The 19392-nt window shown below is 36.9% G+C and carries 18 protein-coding genes, 4 tRNA genes and 1 other RNA gene; 10 read left to right on the top strand and 13 right to left on the bottom strand.

Annotated elements, in window-relative coordinates; all coding sequences use genetic code 11:
* Positions 1 to 115: 115 nt before the first annotated feature.
* Positions 116 to 871: a DeoR/GlpR family DNA-binding transcription regulator gene (locus AC07U8_RS05200; RefSeq protein ID WP_494737441.1), complete on the bottom strand. Its 756-nt coding sequence runs from the start codon at positions 869 to 871 to the stop codon at positions 116 to 118.
* A gap of 458 nt (positions 872 to 1329) precedes the next feature.
* On the opposite strand from AC07U8_RS05200, the gene AC07U8_RS05195 reads away from it, so the two are divergent.
* On the top strand, positions 1330 to 2649 hold the full coding sequence (locus AC07U8_RS05195; protein WP_494737440.1) for an MFS transporter: 1320 nt from the start codon (positions 1330 to 1332) through the stop codon (positions 2647 to 2649).
* 146 nt (positions 2650 to 2795) lie between these two features.
* Entirely contained in the window at positions 2796 to 3221 is a 426-nt protein-coding gene (locus AC07U8_RS05190) for a hypothetical protein (protein WP_004722461.1), read from the top strand.
* A 38-nt stretch (positions 3222 to 3259) separates the two neighbouring features.
* Here the strand turns inward: AC07U8_RS05190 and AC07U8_RS05185 are convergent, their stop codons facing one another.
* Both AC07U8_RS05185 and folD read right to left on the bottom strand, forming a co-directional pair.
* The gene (locus AC07U8_RS05185; RefSeq protein ID WP_096733444.1) at positions 3260 to 3928 is read right to left on the bottom strand and encodes a class I SAM-dependent methyltransferase; all 669 of its coding nucleotides are present in this window, start codon (positions 3926 to 3928) and stop codon (positions 3260 to 3262) included.
* 284 nt (positions 3929 to 4212) lie between these two features.
* A complete protein-coding gene (gene folD, locus AC07U8_RS05180) occupies positions 4213 to 5061 on the bottom strand; it encodes a bifunctional methylenetetrahydrofolate dehydrogenase/methenyltetrahydrofolate cyclohydrolase FolD (protein ID WP_004819653.1) in 849 nt (282 codons plus the stop codon).
* A gap of 152 nt (positions 5062 to 5213) precedes the next feature.
* Here folD and AC07U8_RS05175 point away from each other — a divergent pair.
* From AC07U8_RS05175 to AC07U8_RS05165, 3 genes are all read left to right on the top strand, one after another.
* A tRNA-Cys gene (locus AC07U8_RS05175) sits at positions 5214 to 5287 on the top strand.
* A 10-nt stretch (positions 5288 to 5297) separates the two neighbouring features.
* Positions 5298 to 5383, top strand: a tRNA-Leu gene (locus AC07U8_RS05170).
* 123 nt (positions 5384 to 5506) lie between these two features.
* Positions 5507 to 6238 carry a hypothetical protein gene (locus AC07U8_RS05165; RefSeq protein WP_056514323.1) on the top strand — a complete coding sequence of 244 codons (732 nt, stop codon included), beginning with the start codon at positions 5507 to 5509 and terminating at the stop codon, positions 6236 to 6238.
* 59 nt (positions 6239 to 6297) lie between these two features.
* On the opposite strand, the gene AC07U8_RS05160 is transcribed toward AC07U8_RS05165, so the two are convergent.
* Complete coding sequence (locus AC07U8_RS05160; protein ID WP_494737439.1) at positions 6298 to 8064, bottom strand: alkaline phosphatase D family protein; 1767 nt, start codon at positions 8062 to 8064, stop codon at positions 6298 to 6300.
* A gap of 216 nt (positions 8065 to 8280) precedes the next feature.
* Between AC07U8_RS05160 and AC07U8_RS05155 the strand changes: the two genes are divergently transcribed.
* Positions 8281 to 8366, top strand: a tRNA-Leu gene (locus AC07U8_RS05155).
* Between the two features lie 240 nt (positions 8367 to 8606).
* Positions 8607 to 9563, top strand: a complete 957-nt coding sequence (locus AC07U8_RS05150; protein ID WP_494737438.1) for an RDD family protein — start codon at positions 8607 to 8609, stop codon at positions 9561 to 9563.
* Between the two features lie 80 nt (positions 9564 to 9643).
* On the opposite strand, the gene AC07U8_RS05145 is transcribed toward AC07U8_RS05150, so the two are convergent.
* The 4 genes from AC07U8_RS05145 to coaD form a co-directional block, all read right to left on the bottom strand.
* Positions 9644 to 9720, bottom strand: a tRNA-Met gene (locus tag AC07U8_RS05145).
* Positions 9721 to 9784: 64 nt separating this feature from the next.
* An RNA gene (gene rnpB / locus AC07U8_RS05140) (RNase P RNA component class A) lies at positions 9785 to 10162 on the bottom strand.
* A 26-nt stretch (positions 10163 to 10188) separates the two neighbouring features.
* Entirely contained in the window at positions 10189 to 10452 is a 264-nt protein-coding gene (locus AC07U8_RS05135) for a YfhL family 4Fe-4S dicluster ferredoxin (RefSeq protein ID WP_004722473.1), read from the bottom strand.
* Between the two features lies 1 nt (position 10453).
* Entirely contained in the window at positions 10454 to 10945 is a 492-nt protein-coding gene (gene coaD / locus AC07U8_RS05130; RefSeq protein WP_004722475.1) for a pantetheine-phosphate adenylyltransferase, read from the bottom strand.
* A gap of 159 nt (positions 10946 to 11104) precedes the next feature.
* Between coaD and smpB the strand changes: the two genes are divergently transcribed.
* A complete protein-coding gene (gene smpB / locus AC07U8_RS05125) occupies positions 11105 to 11581 on the top strand; it encodes an SsrA-binding protein SmpB (protein WP_004722477.1) in 477 nt (158 codons plus the stop codon).
* Between the two features lie 44 nt (positions 11582 to 11625).
* On the opposite strand, the gene AC07U8_RS05120 is transcribed toward smpB, so the two are convergent.
* The 5 genes from AC07U8_RS05120 to pgeF form a co-directional block, all read right to left on the bottom strand.
* On the bottom strand, positions 11626 to 12960 hold the full coding sequence (locus tag AC07U8_RS05120; RefSeq protein ID WP_209826676.1) for a hypothetical protein: 1335 nt from the start codon (positions 12958 to 12960) through the stop codon (positions 11626 to 11628).
* A 342-nt stretch (positions 12961 to 13302) separates the two neighbouring features.
* Positions 13303 to 14622, bottom strand: coding sequence for a hypothetical protein (locus AC07U8_RS05115; protein ID WP_494737437.1), 1320 nt, complete (start codon positions 14620 to 14622; stop codon positions 13303 to 13305).
* A gap of 342 nt (positions 14623 to 14964) precedes the next feature.
* Positions 14965 to 16278, bottom strand: a complete 1314-nt coding sequence (locus tag AC07U8_RS05110; RefSeq protein WP_494737436.1) for a hypothetical protein — start codon at positions 16276 to 16278, stop codon at positions 14965 to 14967.
* A 183-nt stretch (positions 16279 to 16461) separates the two neighbouring features.
* Complete coding sequence (locus tag AC07U8_RS05105) at positions 16462 to 17016, bottom strand: flavodoxin family protein (protein ID WP_034617506.1); 555 nt, start codon at positions 17014 to 17016, stop codon at positions 16462 to 16464.
* A gap of 126 nt (positions 17017 to 17142) precedes the next feature.
* On the bottom strand, positions 17143 to 17886 hold the full coding sequence (gene pgeF / locus AC07U8_RS05100) for a peptidoglycan editing factor PgeF (protein WP_494737435.1): 744 nt from the start codon (positions 17884 to 17886) through the stop codon (positions 17143 to 17145).
* A gap of 162 nt (positions 17887 to 18048) precedes the next feature.
* Here pgeF and AC07U8_RS05095 point away from each other — a divergent pair, with 162 nt between their 5' ends.
* Positions 18049 to 18867 (top strand): DUF4882 family protein, encoded by an 819-nt coding sequence (locus tag AC07U8_RS05095; RefSeq protein ID WP_494737434.1) that lies wholly within the window; start codon positions 18049 to 18051, stop codon positions 18865 to 18867.
* Positions 18868 to 18948: 81 nt separating this feature from the next.
* Complete coding sequence (locus AC07U8_RS05090) at positions 18949 to 19344, top strand: hypothetical protein (protein WP_494737433.1); 396 nt, start codon at positions 18949 to 18951, stop codon at positions 19342 to 19344.
* Positions 19345 to 19392: the final 48 nt, after the last annotated feature.

The following is a 19392-nucleotide window of genomic DNA, read 5'->3' as shown; positions in this document are numbered from 1 at the left end:
TATATTTTCGTTTGTTTTCATTTAAGAAAATAATAGATAGTTTTTTAATCGATGTCTATCAAAAAATGATCAATTTCACGTTTATCATGTTTTCACTATCGGTTTTAAATTTAGCCTAAACCACAGTTAAAGCCACTTCTGCTGCATGAATTTGTTTTAAATAATTCTCAGTGGGTTCTTTATTGGTAAAAAGCCGATCTATTTCAGAAAGATGGCCTAAACGCATCATTGCATGACGACCAAACTTGCTCTCATCTGCTGCTAAAAATACCTGCCGAGCACCTAAAATAATTTCTTGCGAGACAGACACTTCTTGAAAATCGAAATCGAGCATGGTTCCATCTTCATCAATCCCACTAATACCAATCAGGGCATAATCAACTTTAAACTGTTTAAAAAATTCAGAGGTGGCTTGCCCTATCACACCACCATCGGGGCGCACTTTTCCGCTGGCAATCAGTACTTCAAAATCATCATTCATACTCAAAATTTTCGCCACATTTAAATTATTGGTGATCACTTTCAAACCGCGATGTTGCAATAAAGCATGGGCAATAGCTTCGGTTGTGGTACCAATATTGATAAACAAAGATGCGTGATCGGGAATTGCGTTTGCGACCGCTGTTGCGATACGCTGTTTTTCCGCTAAATTATGGCTAATCCGTTGACTATACGCTGTATTGGTGACGCTTGAGTCTACCGCAGCACCACCATGATAACGGCGTAACAGTCCGGCATCTGCCAATTGATTGATATCCCGCCGTACAGTTTGCGGGGTAACTGCAAAATGCTGTGCAATCTCGTCAATACTGACATAGCCCCGAGCCTTAACCAACGCTAATGTTTGCTGTTGTCGAATCATCAAGTCCATAGATGTGAAACCTTATTGTTTTATTTTCAAAAATGAACATTTAGCTGTTATAAATAGCATGACTGCTTACTGTACGACTAGATTAAATTTTTAAATTCATCCAATTCAGCTTATTAAATTGTGTACATTTCATACATTTAGACGCAAGAAAATATGCTTTAACTTTAAGCTAAATTCTTATAATTTATAAAATATTTCAAATTAAATAGCTGTTTTAAAAAAATTATTCATTTATTTCTAGAATTTCTCATTCTAGATCAACAATAAACCCTCAACACAGCTAAGACCAAAGTCTAATAAGATCTGCTTTCATTCAAGCGTATAACGAGCATTGTAATTATTTGTATCTCCCTCGTCATACTGACTGAAATTCTCTCTTTTTGATTTTTCTGCTTTGATTTTCATCCAAAATGAAAGTTAAACAGGCTATATTTTGCATATTCTTTTGGAGAATTGCCTTGTCCAATTCATCTCCTCAAGTTGCCATTTCGCAACTTGATAGAAAAACTCGTTTCAAATCTATACTTGGTGGTTCAGCTGGTAATTTAGTCGAATGGTATGATTGGTATGTCTATGCCGCATTTACTCTCTATTTTGCCCCTGTGTTCTTTCCAGAAGGTAATGAAACGGTCAAACTTCTCCAAGCTGCTGCAGTTTTTGCTTTAGGCTTTTTAATGCGTCCGATCGGCGCATGGATCATGGGCGTTTATGCTGACCGTAAAGGTCGTAAAGCGGGTTTAACACTTTCTGTTTCATTGATGTGTGTTGGCTCATTAATCATTGCTTGTGCGCCATCTTATGATTCAGTCGGAATGTTTGCTCCTGCACTGCTTTTATTTGCGCGCTTATTACAAGGTTTAAGTGTTGGTGGTGAGTATGGCTCTAGTGCCACCTATTTAACTGAAATGGCAGGTAAAAATCACCGCGGATTTTTCTCAAGTTTCCAATATGTCACCCTGATTTCAGGTCAATTACTTGCACTCTGCGTGCTGATTATCCTGCAACATAATTTTTCTGAAGATGCCTTACATGCATGGGGATGGCGTGTTCCTTTCTTTATCGGTGCATTACTTGCAATTGTTGTGTTCTGGATTCGTCGTGGTCTGGTTGAAACAGAATCATCTAAACAAGCGCAACAACAAGCTAAAAATGGTGGTGAAACATCTGGTGCTTTAGCCTTATTCACCAAGTATCCTAAACAAGCATTTACAGTCATTATGCTAACAGCAGGCGGTACCTTAGCCTTCAATACATTTACGACTTATTTACAAAAATACTTAGTCAACACTTCGGGTTTTGAAAAAACCACCGCAACTGAAATTACCACAGCTGCAATCTTTATTTTTATGTTGATTCAACCTGCAGTCGGTGCACTTTCAGACAAAATTGGTCGTAAACCAATTATGATCACTTTTGGTGTACTCGGTGTGTTATTTACCGTTCCTATTTTCAATTGTTTAGGCTCGACAACGGACCCTAAAACGGCTTTCTTCTTATGTATGAGTGGTATGGTCATTGTGACTGGATATACAGCTATTAATGCGGTTGTAAAAGCTGAATTATTTCCACCGCATATTCGTGCTTTAGGTGTTGCCTTACCTTATGCACTAGCCAACACTGTATTTGGTGGTACGGCTGAATTAGTTGCACTAAGCTTTAAAAATGCCGGGCATGAAAACTATTTCTTTTATTACATTACCTTTATGATCGGTTTATCTCTAATCACCTATGTGTTTATGAAAGATACCAAAAAACATAGCCTGATTACAGATGATTAATTCAAAGTAAACTTTGCAATCTAATTCATTTAAAACAGCTTTTTTATTCACATGAAAAAGCTGTTTTATTTAAGCAATTCACTTATCGTGAAAATTGCAAAGCTATGGCATACTAAAAATAATTCAAAAAGCTAGGACTTTAAAAGATGAAAAAAATCACTTATGCAGGTTTAGGATTAATCGTTTTAGCTTTATCTGCATGTCAAACAACCCCGCGTCAATACAATGGCGTAACAGGTTATCAAATTGAAAATCAAACAGCAGATAGTGCAACACTTGCGTATACCCTTTCAGGTCGTGCTGATCGTGATTTGGATGCGGATAAATTACAGCGCGCATGTCAAAAAGTTTTGGGTGCAAACAAAAACTATAAAATTTCTGTATTAAGTACCAATGAAATTATCAATCCGCAAACTGCAAAAGATCAGGCTGGCGTTCAACTTGGGCATAGCCGTACATCTTTTGGGCTTTCCAACACGCCAAGTCTAAATAACAGTGAAGATTATGCAACACGCCAAGCCTTAGATACCCGTCCAAGCACTTTACATGTGGTACGTTATACCTGTTCTTAATTTAAAGTATTTGTATCGCAGAATAAAATAAGACGCTGTCATAGCGTCTTATAAAAACTCACATTTCTAAATTCTTTGGCTTCATCTAAATCAGGCCAAGTGGTTGCACTTCGTTCATCCAATTTTTGGTAATTTGGATGACTAAAGTTTTTCACTCGACTATCTGCCACCCATACTTCTGGTGCAAATTTTAAAAACTCATCCAAGAAGAACCGGTTAGATTGATCATATAAAACATCGGCAGCCAATAAGACATCAACCTGTTCTGCTTTATATAAATCATCTAGATATTCAAGCTCAACATCATTGAGCAAGGCATTTTCACGACAAGCATCCAAACTTATTGGGTCAATATCACAACAGATGACACGTTTTGCACCTGCCATTTTGGCAGCAATTGCAACCACACCTGATCCAGCACCAAAATCCAGCACTACTTTATCTTTTACATGCTGTGGCTCTGCAATCAACCATTGCGCCATTGCTAAACCTGAAGCCCAGCAAAAAATCCAATACGGTGTATCATTCCAAATACGGCGAATCACCTCATCATCCAAACGATCTGTTGGAAAAACTGGTGGAATCAACCATAATGAAATTGGGCTTTCAGGCAACTGCTGTGCCAATAATTCGCATTGAGGAATTACTTCATGCAAAGCATCAAGTAAATGTTGCGGGGCTTTAGAAAATTGATAAGTACAGCTCATGCAAAATATGACCAAAATTATTATTTTGATATTGAGGAAATACAGCTTCTTCCTCATATTCGATAGACAGTAACACCATGTGCTAAGGTTCGAGACGATACTTCTTGTTAAGTCTCAGATACAGATACTTAAAAGTAGATCTTAAACGCGTTAAGCCAATGACCATTAAACTAATGACAATATTGCCTACTTTTACTGAAAAATAAACATTGCTGTGTAAATGTAGGCTGAATTTAAGCACAGTGAATGCATGGCTTTCACTGTGCCCAGAATAAAAACAGGACTTAAGCTAACGCTTTTTCAGCTGCTTCCACAGTTTGACGAATCAATGTTGTGATCGTCATCGGGCCTACACCACCTGGAACTGGTGTATAAGCTGAAGCAACATCTTCAATACCGACCAATTGGATATCACCCACACCACCACCGTCACGAGGATGGAATCCAGCATCAACTACAACAGCACCTTGCTTAATCCAGTCTTTTTGGATTAATTCAGCTTTACCGACTGCACCGACAACTATATCAGCCTGTTTTACCAATTCAGCAAGATTTTGTGTACGAGAATGACAGATTGTCACTGTTGCATTGGCTTGAAGTAGCATCATTGCCATCGGCTTACCTAAAATAGCCGAACGCCCTACCACAACTGCATGTTTACCAGCAATTTCAATCTTGTTTTCTTGAAGAATCGTCATGATACCTGCAGGTGTTGCCGAACCATAAGCAGCCTCACCCATTGCCATACGACCAAAACCTAAGCAAGTTACCCCATCTACATCTTTTTCAAGTGAAATGGCATCAAAGCAAGCACGCTCATCAATTTGTTCAGGCACAGGATGTTGGAGCAAAATACCGTGAACATCAGGATTGGCATTTAATTTTTCAATTTCAGCCAATAATTGTTCAGTTGTGGTTTCCTTACCTAACTCTACTTTTAAAGAATCCATACCAACACGACGGCAAGCATTTCCTTTCATGCGTACATATGTCGCAGATGCACCATCATCACCCACTAAAATAGTCGCTAAAATTGGGGTACGACCTGTTTTTGCTTTTATAGCTTCAACACGAGTCAACAAGTCTGCTTCAATTTGTTTCGCTAATGCGCGACCATCCAATACCAATGCCACGGCACATCTCCAAAGTAGATATGAATCAATTTTGCAAATAATACATGATTATTTAGACAATTTTCTTTCATATGCTGAATTTATGTGCATATGCATGAATTATAGTATTGTTTTTTTTTCAAAGATTGCTAATATGTGCATCACCAAGACATGGCGGGGTGGCAGAGTGGTCATGCAGCGGACTGCAACTCCGTGTACGCCGGTTCGATTCCGACCTCCGCCTCCAATCTTGTAAAGCCCGAGTGGTGAAATCGGTAGACACAGGGGATTTAAAATCCCCCGCCCACAAAGCGTGCCAGTTCGAGTCTGGCCTCGGGCACCATTTTAATTCTTGTTAAAATGGTGCAATAAAGAACCCAGCGATAAGCTGGTTTTTTTATGCCTAAAATTTTATATTGTTTTTTATGTTAATATCCAAAGTGAAATTTAGATAAGCGAAGCCTATATGATTCAAAACAAGCAAGTTTCCCTCTATTTAAATCAATTACAACAACAATACCCACAAGCATTTAAGCGCAACTTTCTATTTTATAGTCAAATTAAAACCAAAGGGCTTTTAGATGAAGCAAAGGAATTTATTCCTTGGATTTTGTCGATTATGATTTTTTGCAGCATCTATTTTAGTTTAGGTCAGTATATTGCTAATCATTTTCCTCAATTCGACAGCTTTCAAGCCAATGGCATTGCCGCTTTAGCGATTATGTTATTTTTTATGATTATTGTTCCGATCATTATCAAACAAATAAAACACAGTTCAACGCATTTATACCAACAACTCAATAATATTCCGCTTAAGCTTGCGGTACTGATCGTCCTACAAGCACTCAATCTTTATTTTATAGAAAGCACCCTGCTACAAGGCCTGTTATTTTTCTTTGCAATGAGCTTTGGTTTTGTCAAATTTTATAAAGAAAATTTATTTAGAGATAGCACCAAAGACACTGAATATTACCAATTACAACAAATTCGAAAAAGCTGTTTATGGGCTTATAAACAAGCCAAGAAAGCCAAATTCAAAATGCGATTCTTAGGCAAAGATTCTGAGAAATATCAATTTTATCAAAAGCGCTTAGTCACCTTTTTAGAATTACATTTAGAACTATTAAAATATGAAAATGAAATGTGTAAAACCTATAAATATGAAGATTTAGATGCCTATATGGACAGTATGATGTAATCCATCTATAGCGTTAAAAAAGCCGAGTGATCTAAACTCGGCTTTTTAGGCTTGAAAATTTATGCACTTTTCTGAACAGTCTTTACATCAACCAAATTGTTATTTAAAACCACTTGATGGGCACGAGCCGTATCCACTGAATAGGTTTTTTCCTTAATGCTATTTAAGAAAATCCAATCCGCTTGTACCTGTTGTGCTGTAAAGCTGACTTTTAAGTAGCCTCGCTGATTTAAATTGGTGTAATTCAATTCATCAATGAGTGTGGTGAAGGCCATTTCAAATTGTTGTAACTGTGCCAAAGGAATACTTAAATACTTTTCCATCCCAGGTGAAGAGACCGAACTGGTTGCCAATTCAACCCCAACAAAATCATCTGCTTGAGTATGCAAGTCAGCAGACCATGCATTATGGGTATCCCCCGCCAACACCACAACTTTCTTATTTAATGTTTTAAGTGTGCCATATAAAATTTCACGTTCTGCATAGTAGCCATCCCAAGCATCTAAATTATAGGGTGCAACTGTGGTTACACGGGCTTTTTCTGTAGCGGTTAATGTTGGATCACCACTTTTCAAACGAACTTTTAAAGTAACTAACTCGATGATCTGCTGATTCATTTTTGCCAAAGTTTCGGCTGTGACATTTCCACTGGTAATTGCAGATAAAGACAATAGCAATTCAGCAGGGATTAACATTTTTGCCATCAACACTTGCTGACCCAATACATTCCAAGTCGCTGTAGATTGTGCCAGTTTCTTTTGTAGCCACTCACGCTGGGTATAACCCATCAGTGTACGCGTAGTACTGGTTAAATCTGCCTGAAACTTAGCAATATCCAAGCCCGAAGCCGTCATATAATTGGCATAATCGAGTTGCTTATCACGTGCCAAAATACGGGTATCTAACATGGTCAATTGTACCAATGAACCAAAGTCAAACTGGCGATAAATATTCAAGTGATCTGTTGCAGATACAGGACGAATCGGCATCCATTCAAAATAGGCTTGTAAAGCTGCCAATTTACGGTCTAAGAAATTACCCTCATTGGCTTGATGGTTCTCTGCACCGTCTTTCCATGCGTCATTTGCCAGTTCATGGTCGTCCCAAATCACGATAAAAGGATGACGGGCATGTGCGGCCTGTAGATCGGCGTCAGTATGGTAAAGTGCATAACGCTTACGGTAATCATCCAACTTGATAATTTCTTTATCATTGTCAGCAGCGAGGGTACGACCCAGCTTTACCGCCTCTTCTGTGGCATATCCATCTTTACCATATTCATAGATGTAATCCCCTAAATGGATGATCGCATCGACCTCTTGTTTTGCCATTTCCTTATATACATAGAAATAGCCAGCAGGATAGTTTGAACATGAACACACCGCAAACTGCACCGAGCTGGTGGTTTCAGGTAATGTTTTGGTACGCCCTACTGGTGAAATCACCGAACCAAATTTAAAACGATAATAATAAGTTTGCCCAGACTTAAGCTTGTCTGCATCGACCTTAATAGTAAAATCCTGAGCTGATGCTGTTTGTACTTTTCCAGTATTGATCACTTGCGTAAATTTATCATCTGTAGCAATTTCCCAAACCACTTCTAAACGCAAAGACGTATCCTGCGGGGTAATACGCGTCCACAAAATCACACGATCTTTTAATGGGTCGCCACTGGCAACACCATGTAAAAATTCAACTTTTGTTGTAGGAGATGTTGAATCGTTGTTATCACTCCCACAAGCAGTCAACGACACTGGTATAGATAATGCCCCAAAACTGGCTAATGACTTTTGAATAAGTTCACGGCGTGAAATTGAGTTTGGCATTGAAGTTGGTTTCCTCTAAGTTTTTTTATCCAATCAATTTAAAGGCTTAATATTTCGCTTTAATCTCAAATTGATGAAAAAATCATGACAAAATACCCATTCAACGGCTTAAAATGCTTTATTTTCAAACATAAGCACATGAATTGATTGAAAAGAAAGCAAATCGATATAAATACGCTTGCCAAGAGAAAAACTGTCCTTTATTATTGCGCACATGCCCGAGTGGTGAAATCGGTAGACACAGGGGATTTAAAATCCCCCGCCCACAAAGCGTGCCAGTTCGAGTCTGGCCTCGGGCACCATTTTAAATCTTATTAAAATGGTGCAATAAAGAACCCAGTGATAAGCTGGTTTTTTTATGCCTAAAATTTGTAAATCATCTATAAATCGCCAATTTACAAATAACGCAAAGTTCAATACGTCTTGCTAAAAAGCGTGGTAGCTCAACTATATTTTTCTGGTTATTTTTCATTAAAAAACTTATAATATAATGAATTTATATTAATTATTAATATTTTCATAAGCTTAATTAAACCAATACCATGTCTAAAATTACTCCTGAAACTCAAAAAGCCGCCCCTATATTTCCGCGAATATTCGCATTTATCATCGACTGTATTACCGTCGGCGTAGCCTGTTTAGTGATGGGTAAAATACTCTACCCATATTTTGAAAATTCTCCTTTTATTTTCCAATATATAGGTACGCTTCTCTGTCTATTTTATTTTGCTGCTTTTAACAGCCATATCGGTAATGGTAAAACCATTGGGAAAATCCTTTGCAAAATTAGGGTAAAAGATTTAAATGGTGCTTCAATTCCATTTATGCGTTCTCTGGTTAGATCAAGTATCTTTATCATTCCATTTTGCTTTGCAGGTTATTTACAAACATATTCAACTCAGCATCTTTCACTCAGCCTACTTGTGGCATTTTTTCAAAGTATTGTTTTTGCCTGTTTCTACTTGGCTATTTTTAATGGAAATAGCCAACAATCTCTGCACGACCTGCTCAGTAAAACTCAAATCCTTAGAAATGCTCAATCCAATATTCCACGCCAATCTGTGTGGCGTATTCATTATTACATCATTGCACTGTTATCGATTGTGATTTTTTCCGTCAATTTATGGGGTTATTTCCAAAGCAAAGCAATGTCAGCCAATGATTTTAATTTGATCTCCGATGACATTAAAAATGCTCAAGTTGAAAGTCGCCATACATACATCGGAGAAGCCGAATCCACAAATCAGGTTTTTATTTTAAATGTGAATCAGCCAGATTATCTGGATGACCTTGAGCGTGCCGAAACATTGCTAAAAAAGATTGATCAACAACACGCTGAGGTGTTAACGCAATACCACATCAATCAGGTGCAATTTAACTTTTCTTATCAATTTGGCTTGGCTAAATTATCAAAAACAACGCTTTATGATTATAAAAAGACGCCTAAAAGTAGCTTAAGTTATATTGGGGAGAGTACAAGGCTAAACCTTGGTTTTTAAACAAGACCTAGTCTCGTTGTTAAAGTTTAAATCTTGTAGATAAAAAAAGACCACGTTTTTGGAAACGTGGTCTATAAAAATGGTGGCTATGACGGGACTTGAACCTGTGACCCCCGCATTATGAGTGCGGTGCTCTAACCAACTGAGCTACATAGCCTAAAACTGTGCGCGCATTATCTGCTGTAAACAATGTTACGTCAAGCACTAATTAAAATAAAATTCATCGAAGTGAGCCGATAAGCCGGGTTCTGTCTAGAACGATCATTCCTCTAGGCGCATGATCACTCATACGCTCAAGCGACCTACCCGGATCCAGCATGGGCCATGCCTATAGGATCCCTATTTGGTCTTGCTTCCGGTGGGGTTTACCATGCCATGAACTGTTACCAGCCATGCGGTGCGCTCTTACCACACCCTTTCACCCTTACCTTCCATTTCTCCGAAAAGAAACGTTATTGAAGGCGGTCTACTCTCTGCTGCACTTTCCGTCGGTTCACACCGCCCAGGCGTTACCTGGCACCTTGCCCTATGAAGCCCGGACTTTCCTCCCCTGCTTCAATCACGGAGATCTCCACAGCAGCGATCGTCTGGCTCACTTCGGGGCGTATCTTAACAAATTTCTCGGCTAATTGCTTGCGCTTTTTTGAGCAATTAGTTTTTTATACTTTTCCATCAAGTCGTCTTGGCTCTCTACATGATTCGGATCGAGCGGAATACAGTCGACTGGACAGAAAAGCGCACACTGTGGCTGATCAAAATGCCCGACGCATTCTGTACATAGGTTTGGATGGATTTCATAAATCTCCTCCCCCATAAAAATGGCATCATTTGGACATACAGGCTCGCATACATCACAATTGATACATTCATCAGTGATAATTAAAGACACGCTACCAACCTTGTTGATGTTTACGATGGAAGGCTTCGACAACGCATTGAGGAACAAACTTTGCCACATCACCTTTCAATCGTGCTATTTCTCGAACCATCGTCGAAGAAATAAATGAAAATTGCTCTGATGGTGTTAAAAATACTGTTTCAAAATCATGATCAAGCTGACGATTCATATTCGCAAGCTGAAATTCATATTCAAAATCTGAAACAGCTCTTAAGCCACGTAACACTGCTGTAGCATGTTGTTCACGTGCAAAATTGACCAATAACCCATCAAAACCGACAAACTCAACATTGGGTAAATGTTTGAGTGATATCTTTGCTAACTCTACACGCTCTTCCAAACTAAAGACTGGATTTTTATGATGCCCAATTGCAATTGCGACCACAACTTCATCAAACATTCGTGAAGCACGTGCGACTAAATCAACATGGCCATTGGTAATTGGATCAAAAGTTCCTGGATAGATGACACGAGTTTTAGACATCCATTTGTACTCTAGTTTGTTATGTAGGGCTATAGTTTAACAAAAACTTAAATATTAGCGAATAACCTCTTTTGATTTAGCTTTGGCTTTAATTGTGAAATGACTTCACCTGAAGCCAAGTTTGAGGCAAAATAAGGCTATTCTTGGAATATTTGTATTATGTCGAAAAACATTGTCGTTAAAAAAAATAATAGTGGGACGATTGCACAAAATAAACGTGCACGCCACGATTATTTTATTGAAGAAAAATTTGAAGCTGGGCTTTCTTTACAAGGTTGGGAAGTCAAGTCATTACGTGCTGGGCGGATGACCATTACTGAAAGCTATATCACCTTTAAAAATAACGAAGCATTTCTCTTCGGTGCTCAAATTCAACCTTTACTTTCAGCATCTACGCACGTAGTCCCTGAAGCGACACGTACCCGTAAACTGTTGCTCTCGCGCCGTGAGCTTGAAAAGCTACTGGGTGCTGTCAATCAAAAAGGTTATACCTGCGTACCTTTGGCGTGTTACTGGAAAGGTCATTTGGCTAAACTTGAGATTGCTTTGGTAAAAGGTAAGCAGTTACATGACAAACGTGCCACTGAAAAAGATCGCGACTGGCAACGTGATAAATCACGAATCATGCATAAATAATCTGTTTGATATACGAAAACCTCCGAAATGGAGGTTTTTTCTTTTTAACAGAATTTTAACGAACCATAGCAGTTTGGAGCAAAGTCTTGATTTTTAAGTTGTAGATCTTTTAATGGAAAGTTTACTGATGTATTGGGTAAGTTGACATTTCCAATACCCAAATAACCACCTAAACACCCACCCAATCCACTACATGGAATCGGATTTGAGGTTAAGTAATTACTAATCGGATCTACCACTTGTTTAAGTACATCATTGGTAATAATAATTTTTTGACTAGGTGTAACATCTCCAATATCAATAGAATCTTCAAATGCCATCCACCAGCCTCTTTGCGCAGCAACTTCAGCTCCTGGCCACCATACATTTTGATTTTGCAGAGATAATGAAAAAGGGTTATTTAAATTAATTTTATGGATATAACCTAAATTTTGATCAACAGACACATTCGCTTTTAACCCCGTAATATTACCATCAACCGTTTTTTGAAGCTTAAATAAGCCAGCTGTAATATTCAACGATGCTTCTAGATTACCCGAAAAATTAATTCTATTAATATTTGCATAACCATTTAAAAGTACCTTATTCATTCTATTTCCAGATATAGTTTGTCCCTTAATAAAAATATCAGCCTTAGCTGAATCTAAATTTAAACTATAGTTATTTGACCTCACCCCAAGAGGAATATTTAAGCAAAGAATTACACAAATCTGAGCATTAATATTTGCATCAATAGTTTTACCTGTGTCTGAATAAGACATATTACGTGCCTGAGTATAGCCTGTGCCAGTAGTATCTTTAATTTTCATATAACCACTGAGACTATTAATTCCGTTTGGCGAACCTGTATTTTCAGTACCTGCAGTCAACATTCCCAAAACTTTTTCAGCACTTAAACGTAGGCCAACCACCTCTCTTGTTGAAGCAGAATTGGGATCCTTTATCGCAAATTCTACAAATGGATTGGTTAATTTTGCACTTGAACCCACACGCCCTTCACGCGTATCAGCCAAACCTGAAAGACTCAGATTATCAATATCAATGTCGCAACCACCCGCCCCGTTTACCCCACCACAACCGAGCTGTAACTTTTTAATGTTGGCATTCAATTCAAGTTCGGCCTCAAGTCCGAGTTTATAAAAACCAACGCCTTGCCCCTGCATCTTATTGACTGAGTCATTTGGCGCAATATAACCCAAGCTCATCAGTGCCTGACCATGAACATCGGAAAGCTCAGAGTCATTCAATTGAGTTAAACTCTCCAAGTATAGAGAATTTGCAAAACAATGCATTGAAGAAAACAATCCAGCATAAATTACAACATTCTTTACGACTTTAATGATTTTCTTATCAATCATTCTATTATAGTTGATATCCATATCAGCTAATCTCATTTTATTATGAATAAAAAATATACTAAAATACAAATAAAGCAAATAGAAAAGTGAATTAAATATCTCAATACTATAATAATTATGCAAACCAAGATTACTTTCTCAATGATTCTAAAGACTTTTTATTGATATTTACTTATGTAACTAATTTTAATTATTGTATATTTATACTTAATAGTAATACAATCTACTTTTCAGCACATCGTATGGTTTTCAAGTCATCAAAGGGGTTATTGTAAGTCGTCATAGTTGGTAAAGAGATAAAGCTCAATCCTGATCAAACAATAAAAAAACCTCCATCTGGAGGCTTCCTTTAGTCTTAAAGGTCTAACAGAATTTTAGATTACCATAGCAATTAGGTGCAAAGCCTTGAGTTGCTAATGGTAAATCCTTAATTGGGAAATATAGTGGTTTTGCCGATGATAAATTGACATTACCAATATTCAGACCAAGAGCTATACATCCAATTGCTAACTGACAGGTCGGTGGGTTATTTGTCAAATAATTGTTAATACTGGGTACAACTTGTTTAAGAATATCATTGGTTACATCAATCTGATTTTTAGGTACAACTTGACCAATATCAATTTCATCTTCTATGGCTAACCACCATCCACGATTCGAGGCGTATTCAGCACCAGGCCAGTGAACTTGAGTCGACTGTAGTGATAAAGAAAATGGATTGTTTAAAGGGAATTTATGAATATATCCAAGATCTTGTTCAATATCTAAGTCAGCCCTTAAGCCTGATATATAGCCATTTGAATTAATACTCAAAGGAATCAATGAAACGAATGGTAGATTTACTCTTGCAGTAATATTTCCACCAAAGTTTAAATTATCGATCAATGCAGTACCTGATAATTTTGCAGAAGTTAAACGTGTACCTGTTAAGGTTGTACCATTGATCAATAAATTAGCTTTAGTTGATTGCAACTGTAAATTATAGTTATTTGTAGTAAAAGTTGGTGCAACAAAACCTATTCTAATTCGGCCACTCATAGCCATTCCTGTATCATTAAATCTCATCGTTCTTGGAGCTGTAAATCCCGTTCCTGTGGTCGCCTTAATTTTAATTGCCCCACTTAAACTATTTATCCCATTGGGAAGATCAGAGTTCTCTATTCCTGTAGTTAATAAGCCTAAAACTTTTTCAGCACTTAAACGTAGACCAACCACTTCTCGTGTTGACGCTGAATTGGGATTTTTTATCGCAAATTCTACAAAGGGATTGGTTAATTTTGCACTTGAACCCACACGCCCTTCACGCATATCGGCTATACCCGAAAGACTCAGATTATCAATATCAATGTCGCAACCGCCTGCCCCGTTTACCCCACCACAACCCAGTTGTAATTTTTTAATATTGGCATTTAGGTCAAGCTCAGCTTCCAGTCCAAGTTTATAGAAACCGACATCCTGTCCTTGCATGTTATTGATTGAGTCATTAGGTGCAATATAACTCAAGCTCATCAGTGCCTGACCACTCACATCCGAAAGTTCAGCATCATTTAATTGCATTAAACTCTCAGAATGTAGAGTGCTTGCAAAACAATGGATTGAAGAAAACAATCCTGTACAAATGAAAGCCAGTTTTGCAATTTTAATGATTTTCTTATCAATTGCTCGGTTTTTTTTGATATCCATACCATCTTCTCAGATCTTATTATGGATAAAAAATATACTAAGTGTTAAATAAAGAAAATAACACTTCATCGTAAATATTTATATTTTATAATTTTTATATGATTTAATATCACTCTCATAATGATTCTAAAGGATTTTTTACTTATATTACTTTATGTAACTAATTTTAACAATTGTATATTTATACTTAATAGTATTGCAATAATCCGTCCAAAGCTGATCATAAATCACCAATGCATAATACGTTTTCAACAAGTGGATTATTGACTCCTGCGATATAACGCATATCAAGCTATACCCAATAAAAACCTCCATCTGGAGGCTTTCTTTAGTCTCAAAGATTTAACAGAATTTTAGATTGCCATAACAGTTAGGCGCAAAATCTTGAGTCGCCAATTTCAAATCATTAATCGGGAAATATAGTGGATTTGAACCTGATAAATTAATTTGCCCAATTGCCACCTCACTCGCAATACAAGATAAGCCAATTAAACCTGGACATTTCACAGTATTCTCAGATTTAGCAAGATATTCATTTAAACTTGGTACAACTTGTTTTAAAACATCATTGGTTACATCAATCGTATTTGATGGTGTGACTTTACCAATATCAATTTCATCTTCAATCGCTAACCACCACCCTCTTTGAGCAGCAATTTCAGCATTTGGCCACCACACAGACTGTTGTTGTAATGATAAAGAAAATGGATTATTCAATTGCAGCTTATGAATATATCCCAAGCTTTGATTAATATCTAAATTTGCAGTTAAACCCGATATGCTACCACTCGCATTCAATGTTAAAAATGATAAATCTATACCTGCAAGAATTGGTTTGATTGAACCTCTAAAAAATAGTTCATCAATTTTAGCTGTTCCAGTCAAAAGAGCACTCGTCATACGATTGCCGTATAAAGTTTTCCCATTAACAGCCAATGTAGCGCCAGTCGATTGCAATCCTAGATTATAGTCATTTGTCTGAAAACTTGTTGTCGGAAGAATACCTAATTTAATGTTCCCTTTAATAGACATATTTGTATCAGCATATTGTAAATTCCGTGCAGTCGTATTTGCACTACCTGTTGTTGCTTTAATTTTTAAAGCACCACTCAGGCTATTAATACCATTTGGCAAATCTGAGTTTTCAGTACCTGCTGTTAACAAACCTAATGCTTTTTCAGCACTTAATCTTAGACCAACTACTTCTCGTGTTGACGCAGAATTGGGATTTTTTATCGCAAACTCTATAAATGGATTGGTCAATTTTGCACTTGAACCTACACGTCCTTCACGGGTATCTGCTATACCTGAAAGACTCAAATTATCAATATCTATATCGCAACCGCCTGCACCGTTTACCCCACCACAACCGAGCTGCAATTTTTTAATATTGGCATTTAATTCAAGATCAGCTTCGAGTCCAAGTTTATAAAAACCGATACCTTGCCCTTGCATTTTATTGACGGAATCATTAGGTGCAATATAACTCAAACTCATCAGGGCTTGACCACTAACTTTAGAAAGCTCAGCGTCATTTAATTCAGTTAATCCTTCAGATTGAAAAGAGTTTGCAAAACAATAAACTGGAGAAAACAACAGACCATAAGTTAAAAACATCCTTATGATTTTAATTGTTTTTCTATCTTTAATACCCATATCATCTTCTCAGATTTTTTCTTATTGGTAAAAATTATATGAAAACGACAATAAAAAAAAGGCAAAACCCAGTTTAGCCTTCAATTAACAAAATATTTCACTCAATAATTCAACTTTTACAATGATTCTAAAGGCTTTTTATTTATGATGTTTTTTGTTTTTTTATGTAATTACACCGAACAATTACGGCGTAATTTTATTTATGAGTAACGCAATATACTCTCCAAACCATGTTGCGGTTTGCAAGTCACCAGAAGGCGGTGTAATTTCAACTGGTGCATTATCTGATTGTGTCATTAACCCTAAATAACCCGCCATACGGTTTAAATCAGTGGGTTTAACACCGGTAGGCATTAAAGGGAGTCCAGACCATAACATACCATGCTGCATTGCAAAGATATTAATCTGTTGCAGTACAGATAGCTTATCGCCACTTAAACCACCTGAATTGGTAAATGCAGCAGCTAGTTTGCCCTGCCAATCACGATTTTTCCAACGTTTAGATGTAGAGTCCATAAACATTTTAAATGGACCTGTAACACTTCCCATATAGGTCGGTGAGCCAAAAATTATGGCATTCGCTTGATCTAAAATATCCCAATCAATATGCTCAATATCCATTTGATGAACAGTTACACCGATCTTCTCTGCACCTTGTGCAATATAATTCGCAACTTTTGCAGTATGACCAAATGGACTGTGGTAAACGATCGCGATAGATTTAGCAGATAAAGACATATCAATTGAAAACAAACAAATTTGGTCAAGTTTAACATCAATTCATTTTTAAACAATTCTTGTAATCTTCAGAAAACCTATGACATAACGCTTAAAACAACGATAAATCTATTTAAAAATAAAGATTTAATTTCGAATAAATACAAAAGTAGCCATACGCCCTGTTTTTGCATGGCGACGATAAGAATAGAAATCCTGATCTTGACGATAAGAACACTGATCTCCTCCTATAACCACATTCACCCCATGTTGTTTAAGAATATAACGCGCAATCGCATACAAATCCGCATAGTGCTTACCTGCTTGCTCACTCTCTATAAATGCAGTGTCTAGTTCAGCATATTTAGAACAAAAAGCAGCTTTCACTTCTGCGCCAATTTCAAAACAAGGCTGGCTGATTGCTGCACCCAACCAAGCCCAAGTAGGTGGAGACTTCATATTGGCAATGGTATTTTCAATTATTCCCCCTGCTAAACCGCGCCAACCTGCATGTAGATTGGCAACCTCAGTACCCGCGGCATTGCCTAAAACAACGGGTAAGCAATCAGCAGTCATCATCATCAAGGCATGCCCCTGAGTCTGTGTGACCAAGCCATCCCCCTCCAATGCAGTAAATGTCATTTCTTCATTGATGGTATGACATATTGTGCTGTGGGTTTGCGTCATCCATGTAATTTTACTAACACCCAATTCTGCAAACTCATCCAATAAAATCATACGGTGTTGTTGTACCCGTTGAGGATCGTCATTTACATGCAATGCCAAATTAAAACCTTCAAGCTCAGGCTGTACAGATGGCAAAGCCTTTGGGTGATGTATATGTGTCTGGCCTGCATATACACCTTGAGGTAATCCTTGAACAAATTTCATGTGACGCTCATTGAAATATTTTTATTAAACTTATCATAAGCTGATTTAACAAAGCTTTTGAAAATCCTTTTTTGATTGAGTAAAATTTATACAAAAAACCAACAATTGTTAATTTATTCTAATATTATATTTAAAAAAAATTAAAACACACGGAGCGTGGATATGAAAAAAATTACATTGGCTATTGTTACTTCGTTTTTAGGCATAACTAATGCCCATTCAGCAGTTTGTGAGTATAAATTTGATGCAACTACTGAACAAGTTATTGCAATCAATCAACAACCAGGCAATCCACAAGCCTTAGATTCTCTAACAATTGGTCGCTTCCCCCAGCAAAGTGGTTCAAAAGTTAGCTTTAAATTAACAGACTCAAATACAGCTTTTATGGCTTTTAATTCTAAACAAACCAATGCACTTAAAGATATATTGGCGGGTAATGCCATTGCTGCTGTTGGAGACCAAATAATTCCGTCTACGGGTATTGTTGCTTTTGAACTCAACTTTAAAGTTCCAAAAGCTTTAAAAGGAAAGGGCAAATTACTATCTTTCCCAATTATGATTTCAGGTAAATCGCAAGACAATAAGCTAACAAGTATTTATATTCTTTATATGAATAATCCAGATGAGACAAATACTACCAATTTTCTTGGAGCATTTTTTCAACATGGTTCATCCGCTATTACCCCTGAAAACTTTTCATCATCATTAGATGTGCAAAATACACTTGATGGTTATCAAAGAATGGGTGTTTATATTAATCAATCAACAAACCAAGTGGGGCTAATCTTTAATCATCAAAATTATGGTTATATCGGGACACTCCCATCAAAACTAGACAACTTATTTTTTATGATCCCTGTTGTATACGGTAATATTGCAGCATCAGATTTAAATCAGGAGGTATCAATTGAATTGGTAACAGATAAATCTAAATTTAAAAATACCTACCCAACAGGAACAAAAGATATTTGTGGGAACTAAATAATTTAGCTTAAAGTTTTATTTTTAATGAAATTTCAGAACTTAAGCAAAGTTTGATAAAAGAATAAAGTGAGAAAAACCATGAAAAAATTAAAGCTTTCTATTTTATTGAGTCTGAGTGTTATCAGCACGCAAGGATTTGCACTATGTCGTTATGATTTAGAAGGTTTTTTGCCTGAACCTGCTAATCCAGCAGCACAAAAATTTCCTACTGTATCAGGTCAAAAAGTTGCTTATAAAATACTGAATGCACCCAACCAAATCACATATTCAGCAACCCATAGCAATTTCAGCTCCAGCAATAATATTGCGACAGGAACACTCCCGATTGCAAATACGGGGATTGTTGGATTGGAATTTAATATTGATACAATTTCAAATGAATTAACAGGAACTAATAATATCGGCAAAGGGATGAATTTATTAATGTTTGATCAAAACAATCAAACCATGGGTGTTATCGCCATTATGTATTGAAATAATTCAGCAATACAGAATTATAAGAAACCGTTATTGATTTGGGTG

This window comes from Acinetobacter sp. GW821-FHT01E09 (genome assembly GCF_059422385.1).
This window is presented reverse-complemented; position numbering and strand designations above follow the sequence as displayed.

What these genes read in the sequence shown, in the direction of transcription:
- AC07U8_RS05200 (WP_494737441.1), bottom strand. Translation starts at nt 871, where the DNA reads ATGGACTTGATGATTCGACAACAGCAAACATTAGCGTTGGTTAAGGCT.
- AC07U8_RS05190 (WP_004722461.1), top strand. Translation starts at nt 2,796, where the DNA reads ATGAAAAAAATCACTTATGCAGGTTTAGGATTAATCGTTTTAGCTTTA.
- AC07U8_RS05185 (WP_096733444.1), bottom strand. Translation starts at nt 3,928, where the DNA reads ATGAGCTGTACTTATCAATTTTCTAAAGCCCCGCAACATTTACTTGAT.
- AC07U8_RS05165 (WP_056514323.1), top strand. Translation starts at nt 5,507, where the DNA reads ATGATTCAAAACAAGCAAGTTTCCCTCTATTTAAATCAATTACAACAA.
- AC07U8_RS05160 (WP_494737439.1), bottom strand. Translation starts at nt 8,064, where the DNA reads ATGCCAAACTCAATTTCACGCCGTGAACTTATTCAAAAGTCATTAGCC.
- AC07U8_RS05150 (WP_494737438.1), top strand. Translation starts at nt 8,607, where the DNA reads ATGTCTAAAATTACTCCTGAAACTCAAAAAGCCGCCCCTATATTTCCG.
- coaD (WP_004722475.1), bottom strand. Translation starts at nt 10,945, where the DNA reads ATGTCTAAAACTCGTGTCATCTATCCAGGAACTTTTGATCCAATTACC.
- smpB (WP_004722477.1), top strand. Translation starts at nt 11,105, where the DNA reads ATGTCGAAAAACATTGTCGTTAAAAAAAATAATAGTGGGACGATTGCA.
- AC07U8_RS05120 (WP_209826676.1), bottom strand. Translation starts at nt 12,960, where the DNA reads ATGGATATCAACTATAATAGAATGATTGATAAGAAAATCATTAAAGTC.
- AC07U8_RS05115 (WP_494737437.1), bottom strand. Translation starts at nt 14,622, where the DNA reads ATGGATATCAAAAAAAACCGAGCAATTGATAAGAAAATCATTAAAATT.
- AC07U8_RS05110 (WP_494737436.1), bottom strand. Translation starts at nt 16,278, where the DNA reads ATGGGTATTAAAGATAGAAAAACAATTAAAATCATAAGGATGTTTTTA.
- AC07U8_RS05105 (WP_034617506.1), bottom strand. Translation starts at nt 17,016, where the DNA reads ATGTCTTTATCTGCTAAATCTATCGCGATCGTTTACCACAGTCCATTT.
- pgeF (WP_494737435.1), bottom strand. Translation starts at nt 17,886, where the DNA reads ATGAAATTTGTTCAAGGATTACCTCAAGGTGTATATGCAGGCCAGACA.
- AC07U8_RS05095 (WP_494737434.1), top strand. Translation starts at nt 18,049, where the DNA reads ATGAAAAAAATTACATTGGCTATTGTTACTTCGTTTTTAGGCATAACT.
- AC07U8_RS05090 (WP_494737433.1), top strand. Translation starts at nt 18,949, where the DNA reads ATGAAAAAATTAAAGCTTTCTATTTTATTGAGTCTGAGTGTTATCAGC.